Origin of the sequence: Stutzerimonas balearica DSM 6083 (genome assembly GCF_000818015.1) — a bacterium.
Taxonomy (GTDB): Bacteria; Pseudomonadota; Gammaproteobacteria; order Pseudomonadales; family Pseudomonadaceae; genus Stutzerimonas; species Stutzerimonas balearica.
Window position 1 is genome coordinate 959,700 of record NZ_CP007511.1, and the last position, 13,765, is coordinate 973,464.

General features: G+C 61.0%; 13 protein-coding genes and 2 tRNA genes. 14 read left to right on the top strand and 1 reads right to left on the bottom strand.

What is annotated here, in order from left to right; all coding sequences use genetic code 11:
* Nucleotide 1: 1 nt before the first annotated feature.
* The 5 genes from dapB (at nucleotide 2) to CL52_RS04370 (ending at nucleotide 6,402) form a co-directional block, all read left to right on the top strand.
* Nucleotides 2-808 carry a 4-hydroxy-tetrahydrodipicolinate reductase gene (gene dapB / locus CL52_RS04350; protein WP_043218743.1) on the top strand — a complete coding sequence of 269 codons (807 nt, stop codon included), beginning with the start codon at nucleotides 2-4 and terminating at the stop codon, nucleotides 806-808.
* Between the two features lie 183 nt (nucleotides 809-991).
* Nucleotides 992-2,128: a glutamine-hydrolyzing carbamoyl-phosphate synthase small subunit gene (carA, locus tag CL52_RS04355; protein WP_041111241.1), complete on the top strand. Its 1,137-nt coding sequence runs from the start codon at nucleotides 992-994 to the stop codon at nucleotides 2,126-2,128.
* A gap of 173 nt (nucleotides 2,129-2,301) precedes the next feature.
* Nucleotides 2,302-5,523: a carbamoyl-phosphate synthase large subunit gene (gene carB, locus CL52_RS04360; protein ID WP_043218745.1), complete on the top strand. Its 3,222-nt coding sequence runs from the start codon at nucleotides 2,302-2,304 to the stop codon at nucleotides 5,521-5,523.
* Nucleotides 5,520-5,996, top strand: coding sequence for a transcription elongation factor GreA (gene greA / locus CL52_RS04365; protein WP_041111237.1), 477 nt, complete (start codon nucleotides 5,520-5,522; stop codon nucleotides 5,994-5,996). The genes carB and greA overlap by 4 nt, the downstream gene beginning before the upstream one ends.
* Nucleotides 5,997-6,000: 4 nt before the next feature.
* Nucleotides 6,001-6,402 carry a hypothetical protein gene (locus CL52_RS04370; RefSeq protein WP_043218749.1) on the top strand — a complete coding sequence of 134 codons (402 nt, stop codon included), beginning with the start codon at nucleotides 6,001-6,003 and terminating at the stop codon, nucleotides 6,400-6,402.
* 14 nt (nucleotides 6,403-6,416) lie between these two features.
* Here the strand turns inward: CL52_RS04370 and CL52_RS04375 are convergent, their stop codons facing one another.
* A complete protein-coding gene (locus CL52_RS04375; protein ID WP_043218750.1) occupies nucleotides 6,417-6,728 on the bottom strand; it encodes a YhbY family RNA-binding protein in 312 nt (103 codons plus the stop codon).
* 80 nt (nucleotides 6,729-6,808) lie between these two features.
* Here CL52_RS04375 and rlmE point away from each other — a divergent pair, with 80 nt between their 5' ends.
* The 9 genes from rlmE (at nucleotide 6,809) to rimP (ending at nucleotide 13,741) form a co-directional block, all read left to right on the top strand.
* Nucleotides 6,809-7,438 (top strand): 23S rRNA (uridine(2552)-2'-O)-methyltransferase RlmE, encoded by a 630-nt coding sequence (gene rlmE / locus CL52_RS04380; RefSeq protein ID WP_041111231.1) that lies wholly within the window; start codon nucleotides 6,809-6,811, stop codon nucleotides 7,436-7,438.
* 143 nt (nucleotides 7,439-7,581) lie between these two features.
* On the top strand, nucleotides 7,582-9,492 hold the full coding sequence (gene ftsH, locus CL52_RS04385) for an ATP-dependent zinc metalloprotease FtsH (RefSeq protein ID WP_043218753.1): 1,911 nt from the start codon (nucleotides 7,582-7,584) through the stop codon (nucleotides 9,490-9,492).
* An 18-nt stretch (nucleotides 9,493-9,510) separates the two neighbouring features.
* A complete protein-coding gene (folP, locus tag CL52_RS04390) occupies nucleotides 9,511-10,362 on the top strand; it encodes a dihydropteroate synthase (RefSeq protein ID WP_043218757.1) in 852 nt (283 codons plus the stop codon).
* An 11-nt stretch (nucleotides 10,363-10,373) separates the two neighbouring features.
* Entirely contained in the window at nucleotides 10,374-11,708 is a 1,335-nt protein-coding gene (glmM, locus tag CL52_RS04395) for a phosphoglucosamine mutase (RefSeq protein WP_043218758.1), read from the top strand.
* A 64-nt stretch (nucleotides 11,709-11,772) separates the two neighbouring features.
* Nucleotides 11,773-12,528 carry a triose-phosphate isomerase gene (gene tpiA / locus CL52_RS04400; protein ID WP_043218761.1) on the top strand — a complete coding sequence of 252 codons (756 nt, stop codon included), beginning with the start codon at nucleotides 11,773-11,775 and terminating at the stop codon, nucleotides 12,526-12,528.
* Nucleotides 12,529-12,532: 4 nt separating this feature from the next.
* Nucleotides 12,533-12,901: a preprotein translocase subunit SecG gene (gene secG / locus CL52_RS04405; protein WP_043218762.1), complete on the top strand. Its 369-nt coding sequence runs from the start codon at nucleotides 12,533-12,535 to the stop codon at nucleotides 12,899-12,901.
* A gap of 7 nt (nucleotides 12,902-12,908) precedes the next feature.
* Nucleotides 12,909-12,994 (top strand) — tRNA-Leu (locus tag CL52_RS04410).
* Between the two features lie 82 nt (nucleotides 12,995-13,076).
* Nucleotides 13,077-13,153: transfer RNA gene (locus CL52_RS04415), tRNA-Met, on the top strand.
* Nucleotides 13,154-13,282: 129 nt separating this feature from the next.
* Nucleotides 13,283-13,741 carry a ribosome maturation factor RimP gene (rimP, locus tag CL52_RS04420; protein WP_041111222.1) on the top strand — a complete coding sequence of 153 codons (459 nt, stop codon included), beginning with the start codon at nucleotides 13,283-13,285 and terminating at the stop codon, nucleotides 13,739-13,741.
* Nucleotides 13,742-13,765: the final 24 nt, after the last annotated feature.

Sequence of the window (13,765 nt, forward strand, 5' to 3'; positions counted from 1 at the left end):
TATGCGACGTATTGCAGTGATGGGTGCCGCCGGGCGCATGGGCAAGATCCTGATCGAGGCGGTACAGCAGACCGCGGGCGCGGCTGGCCTGACCGCGGCGATCGATCGCCCGGACAGCACCCTGGTCGGGGCTGATGCCGGCGAACTGGCGGGCATCGGGCGTCTCGGCGTGCCCTTGTCGGGCGACCTGGCCAAGGCCGTGGACGAATTCGATGTCCTGATCGACTTCACGCATCCTTCCGTCACCTTGAGGAATCTGGAGATCTGTCGTCGGGCCGGCAAGGCCATGGTGATCGGTACCACCGGGTTCTCGGCCGAGGAGAAGGAGCGCCTTGCGCAGGCGGCCAAGGATATTCCCGTCGTCTTCGCTGCCAACTTCAGCGTGGGCGTCAACCTCTGCCTGAAGCTGCTCGATACGGCCGCGCGCGTGCTCGGCGACGATGTGGATATCGAAATCATCGAGGCCCACCATCGGCACAAGGTCGATGCGCCATCCGGCACCGCGCTGCGCATGGGAGAGGTGGTGGCCGAGGCGCTCGGGCGCGACCTGCAGAAGGTCGCCGTCTATGGTCGCGAGGGGCAGACCGGCGCGCGGCAGCGCGAAACCATCGGCTTTGCCACGGTGCGTGCCGGGGATGTGGTGGGAGACCACACGGTGCTGTTCGCCGCCGATGGCGAGCGTGTGGAGATCACCCACAAGGCCTCCAGCCGCATGACCTTCGCCAAGGGTGCGGTGCGCGCTGCGCTATGGCTCGACGGCAAGCCGGCTGGCCTTTATGACATGCAGGATGTGCTCGGGCTGCATTGAGCGGTCATCCGGCTACTCTGTCGGGGTGGACCAAAATAGGCTTTTTCTGTAAGCTGCCCGCTTTAGTGTGTCCACTAAAAGTTGCGCAGAAATGAATCAAACAAAAAAGCGGGATGACCTTCATACGTCATCCCGCTTTTTTACAATCTGCGTCTGCTCCAGCCTTGATCTACGGGAGGTCTCTTGACTAAGCCAGCCATTCTCGCCCTTGCTGATGGCAGCATTTTTCGCGGCGAATCCATCGGCGCCGATGGCCAGACCATCGGTGAGGTGGTGTTCAACACCGCCATGACCGGCTATCAGGAAATCCTTACCGATCCTTCCTATGCCAAGCAGATCGTCACCTTGACGTACCCCCATGTCGGCAACACTGGCACCACGCCGCAGGACGCCGAGTCCTGGCGCGTCTGGGCCGCTGGTCTGGTCATCCGCGACCTGCCGTTGCTGGCCAGCAACTGGCGCAGCAAGCAGTCGCTGCCGGATTATCTTAAGGAGAACGGCACCGTTGCCATCGCCGGCATCGATACGCGCCGCCTGACGCGTATCCTCCGTGAGAAAGGTGCGCAGAACGGCTGCATCCTGGCTGGAGCGGATGCCACCGAAGAGAAGGCGCTCGAGTTGGCGCGCAGCTTCCCGGGGCTCAAGGGCATGGATCTGGCCAAGGAAGTCAGCGTCAAGGAGCGTTACGAATGGCGCTCCTCGGTGTGGAGTCTGGAAACCGACAGCCACGCGGAAATCCCAGCAAGCGAATTGCCGTACCACGTGGTCGCCTTCGACTACGGCGTCAAATACAACATTCTGCGCATGCTCACCGCGCGCGGCTGCCGGGTGACCGTGCTGCCCGCACAGACACCGGCCAGCGAGGCGCTGGCGTTGAATCCCGACGGCATCTTCCTGGCCAACGGCCCAGGCGACCCCGAGCCGTGCGACTACGCGATCAAGGCGATTCAAGAGGTGCTCGAGACCGACATTCCGGTATTCGGGATCTGTCTTGGCCATCAGCTGCTGGCACTGGCCTCCGGCGCCAAGACCGTGAAGATGCCCAACGGCCACCACGGCGCCAACCATCCGGTGCAGGATCTAAAGACCGGGGTGGTGATGATCACCAGCCAGAACCATGGGTTTGCCGTGGACGACGCGAGCCTGCCAGCGAACGTTCGCGCCACGCACAAATCCCTGTTCGACGGCACGCTGCAGGGCATCGAGCGTACCGACAAGGTGGCTTTTAGCTTCCAGGGGCACCCCGAGGCGAGTCCTGGTCCGCACGACGTCGCGCCGCTGTTCGATCGTTTCATCGAGGCCATGGCCAAGCGACAGTAAACGAGTCGTTCTGAGAGTGTAGCGAGCGCGGTCTGGGCAAGGCGCCCGGAACGCAACGACGAGACAGTTCAGGTAGTACGGCGAGGAAGTGAGTACCGCGCAACGCAGCCCAGGCGGCGCGCAGTAACTCTCCAGATGACTCGCCGACCGACCTAAGGATTCGAGTAACGAAAATGCCAAAACGTACAGATATCAAAAGCATCCTCATCCTCGGTGCTGGCCCCATCGTCATCGGCCAGGCCTGCGAGTTCGACTATTCCGGCGCTCAAGCGTGCAAGGCGCTGAAAGAGGAAGGCTTCCGCGTCATTCTGGTCAACTCCAACCCGGCGACCATCATGACCGACCCGGCCATGGCCGACGCCACCTATATCGAGCCGATCAAGTGGCAGACCGTGGCCAAGATCATCGAGAAGGAGCGCCCCGACGCGCTGCTGCCGACGATGGGCGGCCAAACGGCGCTCAACTGCGCGCTGGACCTCGAGCGCCACGGCGTGCTGGAGAAGTTCGGCGTCGAGATGATCGGTGCCAATGCCGACACCATCGACAAGGCAGAGGACCGCTCCCGCTTCGACAAGGCCATGCGTGACATCGGCCTGGCCTGTCCGCGCTCGGGTATCGCCCACAACATGGATGAAGCCTATGGCGTGCTGGAGCAGGTCGGTTTTCCCTGCATCATCCGGCCGTCCTTCACCATGGGTGGTACCGGCGGCGGCATCGCCTACAACCGTGAAGAGTTCGAGGAAATCTGCGCTCGCGGTCTGGATCTGTCGCCGACCAATGAGCTGCTGATCGACGAGTCGCTGATCGGCTGGAAGGAATACGAGATGGAGGTGGTCCGCGACAAGAAGGACAACTGCATCATCGTCTGCTCCATCGAGAACTTCGATCCGATGGGTGTGCACACCGGCGACTCCATCACCGTCGCGCCGGCACAGACCCTGACCGACAAGGAATACCAGATCATGCGCAACGCCTCGCTGGCGGTGCTGCGTGAGATCGGTGTGGAAACCGGTGGCTCCAACGTGCAGTTCGGCATCTGCCCGAATACCGGGCGCATGGTGGTCATCGAGATGAACCCGCGCGTGTCGCGTTCGTCGGCGTTGGCCTCCAAGGCCACCGGCTTCCCGATCGCCAAGATCGCCGCCAAGCTGGCGGTCGGTTACACCCTCGACGAGCTGTCCAACGACATCACCGGAGGCCGTACCCCGGCGTCTTTCGAGCCGTCGATCGACTACGTAGTGACCAAGGTGCCGCGCTTCGCCTTCGAGAAGTTCCCCAAGGCCGACGCGCGCCTGACCACCCAGATGAAATCGGTCGGTGAAGTCATGGCCATCGGTCGCACCTTCCAGGAATCCGTGCAGAAGGCCCTGCGCGGTCTGGAGGTCGGCGCCACCGGCTTCGATCCGCAGCTGAACCTGGAAGACAGCGAGGCCGAGAGCACGCTCAAGCGCGAGCTGACCGTACCGGGCGCCGACCGCATCTGGTACGTGGCGGATGCGTTCAGGGCTGGCAAGAGCATCGAGGATGTGTTCGCCCTGACCAAGATCGATCCTTGGTTCCTCGTACAGATCGAAGACCTGGTCAAGGAAGAAGAGCAGGTCAAGACGCTGGGCCTTTCCAGTATCGATCGGGACCTGATGTGGAAGCTCAAGCGCAAGGGCTTCTCCGATGCGCGCCTGGCCAAGCTGCTCGGCGTGACCGAAAAGAACCTGCGCAGCCACCGCCACAAGCTCAAGGTGCTGCCGGTGTACAAGCGTGTCGACACCTGTGCCGCCGAGTTCGCCACCGATACCGCCTACATGTACTCGACCTACGAGGAAGAGTGCGAGGCCAACCCGTCGAGCCGCGACAAGATCATGATCCTCGGCGGCGGCCCCAACCGTATCGGCCAGGGTATCGAGTTCGACTACTGCTGCGTACATGCCGCGCTGGCCATGCGTGAAGACGGTTACGAGACCATCATGGTCAACTGCAACCCGGAAACCGTCTCCACCGACTACGACACCTCCGATCGTCTGTACTTCGAGCCGGTGACCCTGGAAGACGTGCTGGAGATCGTTCGCGTCGAGCAGCCCAAGGGTGTGATCGTGCAGTACGGCGGTCAGACGCCGCTGAAGATCTGCCGCGCCCTGGAAGAAGCCGGCGTGCCGATCATTGGCACCAGCCCGGACGCCATCGACCGCGCCGAGGACCGTGAACGCTTCCAGCAGATGGTTCAGCGGCTGAACCTGCGTCAACCGCAGAATGCCACCGCGCGTAGCGAAGAAGAGGCCATCGCCGCTTCCAAGGCCATCGGTTATCCGCTGGTTGTGCGTCCGTCCTACGTGCTGGGCGGTCGCGCGATGGAGATCGTCTACGAGGAAGAAGAGCTCAAGCGCTACATGCGTGAAGCCGTACAGGTGTCCAATGACAGCCCCGTGCTGCTGGATCACTTCCTCAACTGCGCCATCGAGGTCGATGTCGATGCTGTCTGTGACGGCGAGACCGTGGTGATTGGCGGCATCATGCAGCACATCGAGCAAGCCGGCGTTCACTCCGGCGACTCCGCGTGCTCGCTGCCGGCCTATTCGCTGCCGCAGCATATCCAGGACGAAATCCGCGAGCAGGTGCGCAAGATGGCCCTGGAACTCGACGTGGTCGGTCTGATGAACGTGCAGATGGCGGTGCAAGGCGAAGACATCTACGTGCTCGAGGTCAACCCGCGTGCCTCGCGTACCGTCCCGTTCGTGTCCAAGTGCGTTGGCGAGTCGCTGGCCAAGGTCGCCGCGCGCGTCATGGCGGGCAAGACTCTCGCGGAAGTGGGCTTCACTCGCGAGATCATTCCGACCTACTACAGTGTGAAAGAGGCGGTGTTCCCCTTCGCCAAGTTCCCGGGCGTCGATACCATCCTCGGTCCGGAAATGAAGTCGACCGGCGAGGTCATGGGAGTCGGCGACAGCTTTGCCGAAGCGTTCGCCAAGGCTCAGCTGGGTGCTAGCGAAATCCTGCCGACCTCGGGCTGCGCGTTCATCAGCGTGCGCGAGGACGACAAGCCGCTGGTTGCCCAGGTTGCGCGTGACCTGGTCGAGCTGGGCTTCGAAGTGGTAGCCACCGCCGGCACCGCTAAAGTGATCGAAGCGGCTGGGCTGCCGGTGCGCCGGGTGAACAAGGTGACCGAAGGCCGTCCGCATGTGGTCGACATGATCAAGAATGACGAGGTGACGCTGGTCATCAACACCACCGAGGGGCGGCAGTCGATCGCCGACTCCTATTCCATTCGTCGTAACGCCCTGCAGCACAAGATCTGCATCACCACCACCATTGCCGGTGGTCAGGCGATCTGTGAAGCGCTGAAATTCGGTCCCGAGAAGACCGTGCGCCGTCTGCAGGATCTCCATGCAGGAATCAACGCATGACCAAATTCCCCATGACTGTCCAGGGCGCACGCGCCCTGGAAGAGGAGCTCAAGCACCTCAAGACCGTAATGCGTCCGCAGATCACCCAGGCTATTGCCGAGGCGAGGGAGCTGGGCGATCTGAAGGAAAATGCCGAATATCACGCCGCGCGCGAGCAGCAAGGTATGGTCGAGGCGCGTATCCGTGATATCGAAGGGCGTCTGCAGAATGCCCAGGTCATCGATGTGTCGAACATACCGCATACCGGCAAGGTGATCTTTGGCACCACGGTCGACATTGCCAATGTCGATACGGACGACCAGGTGACCTACCAGATCGTTGGTGATGATGAGGCGGACATCAAGCAGGGCAAGCTGTCGGTCAGTTCGCCGATTGCGCGTGCCCTGGTCGGCAAGCAGGAAGGCGACGTCGTGACGGTCCGAACCCCGAGCGGAGTGGTCGAGTACGAGATCGTCGAGGTTCGCCATATCTGAGCCGCTGCGTGCCGCCGCGATGAGCTGGCGGCTGGCCCAGACGTTTTGGGTTGGCGGGCTCTGGATGTTGCACTTCGTTCTGCTGCCGGCGCTCGCCCGAATGGGCTGGGCGCCGCTGCTGGTAGACGATGTGGCGGACGTATTGCGCCCTTTGCTGGTCGGCTTCGCGGCCTTCTGTGTGGCCCTGCAGGCGATGGTGCTCGTGCAGTTGAACGGGTTGCGGCGCTTTGTACGGGACTTGCGTGGTCAGCTCTTGCTGCTGGCGTGGTGTGCGGCGGCGTTGTTTTTCGCCGTCCGCCACTTTCTGCCGCAGGCATCGGCGTTCTGGGTGACCTTCGGCTACCTGGCAATGGCGGTGATTGGTGTGCTGCTGGTGTTGCAGCCGGCTCCTCGCGCAGGCGAGTGAGCCGCTGCGATCGATCAGGCCTGATGGCGATGCAGGTTGGATAGCTGCTTGTTGGGCTTCGGGTTGCGTCGGTAGACCAGAGCCATCTTGCCGATGGTCTGGACAAGCTCGCAGCCGGCGATTCCACATAGCTCTTCCATCAACGCGCGTCTATCGTCGCGCTCGGCCAGGCGGAACTGTATCTTGATCAGCTCGTGATCGTTGAGCGCTCGATCGAGCTCTGCCAGAACGCCTTCGCTGAGGCCGTTTTCCGCTACGATCAGCACAGGCTTCAGTTGGTGGCCGATGGCCTTGTACTGCTTTTTCTGCTCATTGGTGAGCGGCATATCGCGACCCTTGCATCGAACTTGATAAACGGCGGCTAGTGTAACCGACAGGCCTGCACCCGCCCAGATGAGGTAACAGCTTGGCACGCTCCAAGACGAGCCCGCGGTGGCTCAAAGAACATTTCGATGATCCCTACGTCAAAATGGCACAGAAGGACGGCTATCGCTCGCGCGCCAGCTACAAGCTGCTCGAGATCCAGGAGAAGGACCGCATCCTGCGTCCGGGCATGACGGTGGTTGATCTGGGGGCGGCGCCAGGTGGCTGGTCGCAGGTTACCAGCCGTCTGATCGGGGACAAGGGGCGCCTGATCGCTTCGGATATCCTGCCGATGGATACGATCGCCGATGTCACGTTCATTCAAGGCGATTTCACCGAGGACGCGGTGTTTGCTCAGATCCTCGAGGCCATTGGTGAGCATCCGGTCGATCTTGTTATTTCCGACATGGCCCCCAATATGAGTGGTGTGCGGGCTGCCGACCAGCCGCGGGCCATGTTCCTCTGCGAACTTGCGCTGGACCTTGCCATGCGCGTGCTGCGCCCCGGCGGAGACTTCCTGATCAAAATCTTCCAGGGTGAAGGTTTCGATGCTTATCTGAAGGAGGTCAGGCAGAACTTCGACAAGGTGCAGATGCGCAAGCCCTTGTCGTCTCGTGATCGATCGCGCGAGCAGTACTTGTTGGCGCGTGGCTTCAGAGGTGGCCAGGACTGACTTGCGGCGCCGCGTTTCATACCGGGTTACAGACGGAGTGCCAGCTTCGTCACGTTGTGTAGTAAGTTAAACCGGCAAGGCTTTCGGCCGTCATGCGGGTCCGTGTTGCGGACCTGCTCCAGAGGGTAGTTATTTTGAACGACATGGCAAAAAACCTGATTCTGTGGCTGATCATCGCCGCCGTTCTGGTCACGGTGATGAACAATTTCTCCACCCCGAACGAGCCGCAGGCGCTGAACTACTCGGACTTCATCGAGCAGGTCAAGGAAGGTCGGGTCGAGCGTGTGACGGTCGACGGCTTCGTGATTATCGGTAAGCGCAACGACGGCGAGACGTTCAAGACTGTCCGTCCGGCTATCCAGGACAACGGCTTGATCGGCGATCTGATCAACAACAACGTCGTTATCGAGGGCAAGCAGCCGGAACAGCAGAGCATCTGGACCCAACTGCTGGTCGCGAGCTTCCCGATTCTGGTGATCATTGCCGTGTTCATGTTCTTCATGCGGCAGATGCAGGGCGGCGCCGGAGGCAAGGGCGGCCCGATGAGCTTCGGTAAGAGCAAGGCACGCCTGCTTTCCGAAGACCAGGTCAAGACTACCTTTACCGATGTCGCTGGCTGTGATGAAGCCAAGGAAGAGGTTCATGAACTCGTCGAGTTCCTGCGCGATCCGGGTAAGTTCCAGCGCCTGGGCGGCCGTATTCCGCGCGGTGTTCTGATGGTCGGTCCGCCCGGGACCGGTAAGACCTTGCTGGCCAAGGCGATCGCGGGCGAAGCCAAGGTGCCGTTCTTCACCATCTCTGGCTCGGATTTCGTCGAGATGTTCGTCGGTGTCGGTGCGAGCCGTGTTCGCGACATGTTCGAGCAGGCGAAAAAGCATGCGCCTTGCATCATCTTCATCGACGAGATCGACGCTGTGGGCCGTCATCGTGGTGCCGGGCTGGGTGGCGGTCACGACGAGCGCGAGCAGACCCTCAACCAGTTGCTGGTCGAGATGGATGGCTTCGAGATGAACGACGGGATCATCGTCATTGCCGCCACCAACCGGCCGGACGTACTGGATCCGGCGCTGTTGCGCCCCGGGCGCTTCGATCGCCAGGTCGTGGTCGGCCTGCCCGATATTCGTGGGCGCGAGCAGATACTCAAGGTCCATATGCGCAAGGTGCCGGTCGGTGACAATGTCGATCCGGCGGTCATCGCTCGGGGTACGCCCGGATTCTCCGGCGCAGATCTGGCCAACCTGGTCAACGAAGCGTCTCTGTTCGCCGCGCGCGCCAACAAGCGTCTGGTGGAGATGCGCGAGTTCGAGCTCGCCAAGGACAAGATCATGATGGGCGCCGAGCGCAAGTCGATGGTCATGTCCGAAAAGGAAAAGCTGAACACGGCATATCACGAGGCAGGGCATGCGATCGTCGGTCGGGTAGTTCCCGAGCACGACCCGGTGTACAAGGTTTCGATCATTCCGCGTGGCCGCGCGTTGGGTGTGACAATGTTCCTGCCGGAGGAGGATCGCTACAGCCTGTCCAAGCGGGCGCTTGTCAGTCAGATCTGCTCCTTGTTCGGCGGGCGTATCGCAGAAGAGATGACGCTTGGTTTCGAAGGCGTTACGACGGGCGCTTCCAACGACATCATGCGGGCCACGCAGCTGGCGCGAAACATGGTGACCAAGTGGGGGTTGTCCGAAAAGCTCGGCCCGTTGATGTATGCCGAAGAGGAAGGCGAAGTGTTCCTCGGGCGCAGTGCCGGCAGCCAGCATGCAAATGTTTCCGGAGAAACGGCCAAGCTTATCGACGAGGAGGTTCGGGCGATCATCGATCACTGCTATGGCACCGCCAAGCAGATTCTCTCGGACAACCGTGACAAGCTCGACATGATGGCCGAGGCGCTGATGAAGTACGAAACCATTGATGCCGAGCAGATCGACGACATCATGGCTGGACGCGAGCCGCGGGAACCGCGCGACTGGCAGGGAGGCTCGGGCGCATCCGGGACGCCGTTGTCTTCTGAAGGCGGGCGCCCGGAAACTCCGATCGGAGGTCCTGCCGGCGAGCACTGATCTTTCCAGGAATATTGAATGACCGATGCTTCATTACAGACCCGGCTGACCTTCGGCAGCCGGGTTCTTGATTTGGCCCGTCCGCAGGTGATGGGCATCCTCAATGTAACTCCCGATTCCTTTTCCGATGGTGGCCGCTTCACCGGGCGTGATGCAGCGCTGCGGCATGCTGCGCAGATGGTGGCCGCAGGTGCTACGTTCATCGACGTCGGCGGTGAGTCGACCAGGCCCGGTGCGCGTCAGGTCTCTCCTACCGAGGAACTCGAGCGCGTCGCGCCGGTGGTCGAGGCTATCGCGCGGGATCTCGATGTCGTGATATCGGTGGATACCTCGACTCCGGCAGTGATGCGTGAGGTGGCGAGGCTGGGGGCCGGACTGATCAATGATGTGCGCTCCCTGCAACGGGATGGCGCTCTGGATGCCGCTGCAGCGACCGGGCTGCCGGTCTGTCTGATGCATATGCTGGGCGAGCCGGCGGACATGCAGGACGATCCGCGGTACGAGAACGTAACCGCCGAAGTGCGGCAGTTCCTGGCTGCCCGCATGGACGCATGCGAGGCGGCCGGCATCGCTCGCGAGCGAATTATCCTTGATCCGGGCTTCGGTTTCGCCAAAACCGTGGAACATAATCTCTCGCTGTTCAAAAACCTCCAGCAGCTCGAAGCGCTGGGGCGCCCACTGCTGGTCGGAGTCTCGCGCAAGAGCATGATCGGTAAGGTGCTTGGGCGCGAGGTCGATGGTCGCCTTTATGGCAGCTTGGCGCTCGCCGCGTTAGCGGTGGCAAAAGGAGCCAGCATCATACGTGTGCACGATGTCGCCGAAACGGTCGACGTCGTCAGAATGATTGCCGCGGTCGAAAACGCGGTTTAGGGAAGGATTCGATGAGAAAGTATTTCGGCACCGACGGTATTCGGGGGCATGTCGGTCAGTATCCGATTACCCCGGATTTCATGCTCAAGCTCGGCTGGGCCGCGGGAATGGCGTTTCGCAGGCAGGGCAAGTGTCGGATCCTGGTCGGCAAGGACACCCGCATCTCCGGTTACATGTTTGAGTCGGCCTTGCAGGCCGGTCTCTCGGCTGCCGGTGCCGATGTGTTGCTGCTCGGGCCTATGCCCACTCCCGCGGTCGCCTACTTGACCCGAACGTTCCATGCCGACGCCGGGATCGTCATCAGCGCATCGCACAATCCGCACCACGATAACGGCATCAAGTTCTTTTCCGGGCGCGGTACCAAACTCCCGGATGAGGTAGAGCTGATGATCGAGGAGCTGCTCGATGCGCCGATGAGCGTGGTCGAGTCTGCGCAGCTCGGCAAGGCGTCGCGAATCAACGATGCGGCTGGCCGCTATATCGAGTTCTGCAAGAGCAGTGTGCCGACCAGTACCGACTTTTCCGGTCTCAAGATCGTGCTCGACTGTGCCCACGGTGCGACCTACAAGGTGGCGCCGAGCGTTTTCCGTGAATTGGGCGCGCAGGTGGCTGTGATCGGTGCCCAGCCGGACGGATTGAACATCAATGCCGATGTCGGCTCGACGCATATCGCCCAGCTCCAAAAGGCTGTGGTTGAGCAAGGCGCCGATCTGGGTATCGCGTTCGATGGTGACGGTGATCGCGTACTGATGGTCGATCACACTGGTGCGGTAGTCGATGGCGATGAACTGCTGTTCATCATTGCCACCGACTTGCAGGAGCGCGAGCGGCTCACCGGCGGAGTTGTCGGGACCCTGATGAGCAATCTTGGGCTCGAGCTGGCGCTCAAGGATCGAGAGATCCCGTTCTCGCGGGCCAAGGTTGGTGACCGCTACGTGATCGCCGAAATGCTGGAGCGGGGATGGCAGCTGGGCGGTGAGAACTCCGGTCATATCGTCTGCTCCCAGCACACCACTACCGGTGACGCGATCATCGCTGCGCTGCAAGTGGTTCTTGCGCTGCGTCGTCGCGGGCAAACGCTCGCTCAGGAGCGCTTGGCCTGGCATAAGTGCCCACAGGTCCTGATCAACGTCAGGCTCAAGGGAGGCGTCGATCCACTGAGCAATCCCGATGTGCAGGCGGCCTGTGACGAGGTGGATCGCCAAATGGCCGGTCGCGGGCGAGTATTGCTGCGCAAATCGGGCACCGAGCCGTTAGTGCGAGTGATGGTGGAAGGCGACGAGGAATCGGTAGTGCGTCAGCATGCTGAGCACCTCGCAGCGGTGGTGGCAAAAGTTTGTGAATAACAGGCTTGCCAGGGTGCGGGTCGTTGAGTAACATCTGCGCCCACTTTGACCGACGAGGTAAAGCATGCGGCGCAAGATGGTTGCAGGTAACTGGAAAATGAACGGTACCCGCGCCAGCGTTGCAAAGCTGATTGATTCGTTGCGCGAGCAAGAATTATCGTCGGATGTCGATGTGGTCGTCTTTCCGTCCGCAATGCATCTTGAGAGGGTGATTGCGAGCGTCGCGGGAACGTCGATCTCTGTTGGGGCGCAGGATTGCTCGGTAGAGAGTGGTTTTGGCGCCTTGACGGGGGAGAGTTCAGCGGCGCAATTGGCTGATCTCGGTGTCGAGTGGGTGTTGGTCGGTCATTCCGAGCGGCGCTTGATACTGGGAGAGGGGCTGGAAACGGTCAGTCGAAAGTTTGCCGCGGTGCAGGCAAATGGTTTGGTGCCTGTGCTGTGCCTTGGTGAAACGCTCGAGCAGCGAGAGTCAGGGCGAACCCTGGAAGTGGTGCACGAGCAGTTGTCGAGCGTGATTGCTGATAGAGGTATCGCCAGTTTTGCTGGTGCTGTTATCGCGTATGAGCCGGTCTGGGCGATTGGGTCCGGTTTGACGGCAACGCCCGAGCAGGCGCAAGAAGTTCATGCGGCAATTCGTGGAATGCTCGCGGAGCATGATTCGGAAGTCGCAGAGGTAACGCGGCTGCTATATGGCGGCAGCGTTAAGGCGGATAATGCAGCGCAGCTGTTCGCCATGCCGGATATCGATGGGGGGCTTGTGGGTGGCGCTTCCCTGAAAGCAGATGAGTTCGGTGCGATTTGTCGCGCCGCGGGGAACTGAACAGATGTTGCAGACTGTTGTGATTGTGGTGCATCTGCTGGTTGCTCTGGGTGTGGTTGTATTGGTGCTGCTGCAGCACGGCAAAGGTGCCGATGCGGGAGCCTCATTCGGGTCGGGGGCATCGGCAACGGTGTTCGGTAGTCAAGGTAGTACTACCTTTCTGAGTCGATTTACTGCTATACTGGCCGCCGTTTTTTTCGTGACCAGCTTGGGCTTGGCGTTTTTTGCGAAGCAGCAGGCAGGCGCGTTGTCGGAGGCAGGCTTGCCTGATCCGGCGGTGTTGGAGGTTCCGGCTGCGGAGCCAGCAACTGGTGATGTGCCGGTTCTGGAAAAAGGAGCGTCAGACGTTTCTCAGGAGCAGCAGAAGCCGTAAGGGTTTTGCCGAGGTGGTGGAATTGGTAGACACGCTACCTTGAGGTGGTAGTGGCCATAGGCTGTAGGGGTTCGAGTCCCCTCCTCGGTACCAAACAAGTAGGCCCGCCAAGTGCGGGCTTTCTTGTTTCTTGACGTGCTGGTGCGATTGGTTGTATGATTCGTGCCCAGTTTGGCGCGGGGTGGAGCAGTCTGGTAGCTCGTCGGGCTCATAACCCGAAGGTCGTTGGTTCAAATCCAGCCCCCGCAACCAGTTGATAAAAAGCCCCTTCAAAAGGGGCTTTTTATTAGCTTCAAGCCAGGTCGCCGGCACTTACAGGCGGCTGTCAGGGATGGGCGTTGCGCCCATTTTTCATTTCTAGAGCATGCGCGAGGGACTTCGATGTCGAGCAAGCTAGAACAGTTGCAGGCCTTGTTGGCCCCCGTGGTCGAGGCGCTCGGCTATCAATGCTGGGGGATCGAGTTTCTGTCCCAGGGGCGCCATTCACTGTTGCGGGTCTATATCGATCATCCGGACGGCATCTTCATCGAAGACTGCGAAAAAGTGAGCCGCCAGTTGAGCGGTGTCCTCGATGTGGAGGACCCGATCAGTGTGGATTACACGCTCGAAGTGTCCTCGCCAGGCATGGATCGTCCTCTTTTCACGCTGGAGCAATACGCTACGCATGTGGGCGACCAGGTGAAAATCAAGCTGCGTTCGCCTTTCGAAGGACGGCGCAACTTTCAGGGCGTCCTGCGCGGCGTAGAGGACCAGGATGTCGTAGTGCTGGTGGATGATCATGAGTATCTGTTGCCGATCGATCTGATCGACAAGGCCAACATTGTTCCCCGTTTTGATTGAGCGCGGATCCCGCGAACCCAAAGG

What these genes read in the sequence shown, in the direction of transcription:
- rimP (WP_041111222.1), top strand. Translation starts at nt 13,283, where the DNA reads ATGTCGAGCAAGCTAGAACAGTTGCAGGCCTTGTTGGCCCCCGTGGTC.
- ftsH (WP_043218753.1), top strand. Translation starts at nt 7,582, where the DNA reads ATGGCAAAAAACCTGATTCTGTGGCTGATCATCGCCGCCGTTCTGGTC.
- glmM (WP_043218758.1), top strand. Translation starts at nt 10,374, where the DNA reads ATGAGAAAGTATTTCGGCACCGACGGTATTCGGGGGCATGTCGGTCAG.
- CL52_RS04375 (WP_043218750.1), bottom strand. Translation starts at nt 6,728, where the DNA reads ATGCCGCTCACCAATGAGCAGAAAAAGCAGTACAAGGCCATCGGCCAC.
- dapB (WP_043218743.1), top strand. Translation starts at nt 2, where the DNA reads ATGCGACGTATTGCAGTGATGGGTGCCGCCGGGCGCATGGGCAAGATC.
- secG (WP_043218762.1), top strand. Translation starts at nt 12,533, where the DNA reads ATGTTGCAGACTGTTGTGATTGTGGTGCATCTGCTGGTTGCTCTGGGT.
- folP (WP_043218757.1), top strand. Translation starts at nt 9,511, where the DNA reads ATGACCGATGCTTCATTACAGACCCGGCTGACCTTCGGCAGCCGGGTT.
- carB (WP_043218745.1), top strand. Translation starts at nt 2,302, where the DNA reads ATGCCAAAACGTACAGATATCAAAAGCATCCTCATCCTCGGTGCTGGC.
- greA (WP_041111237.1), top strand. Translation starts at nt 5,520, where the DNA reads ATGACCAAATTCCCCATGACTGTCCAGGGCGCACGCGCCCTGGAAGAG.
- tpiA (WP_043218761.1), top strand. Translation starts at nt 11,773, where the DNA reads ATGCGGCGCAAGATGGTTGCAGGTAACTGGAAAATGAACGGTACCCGC.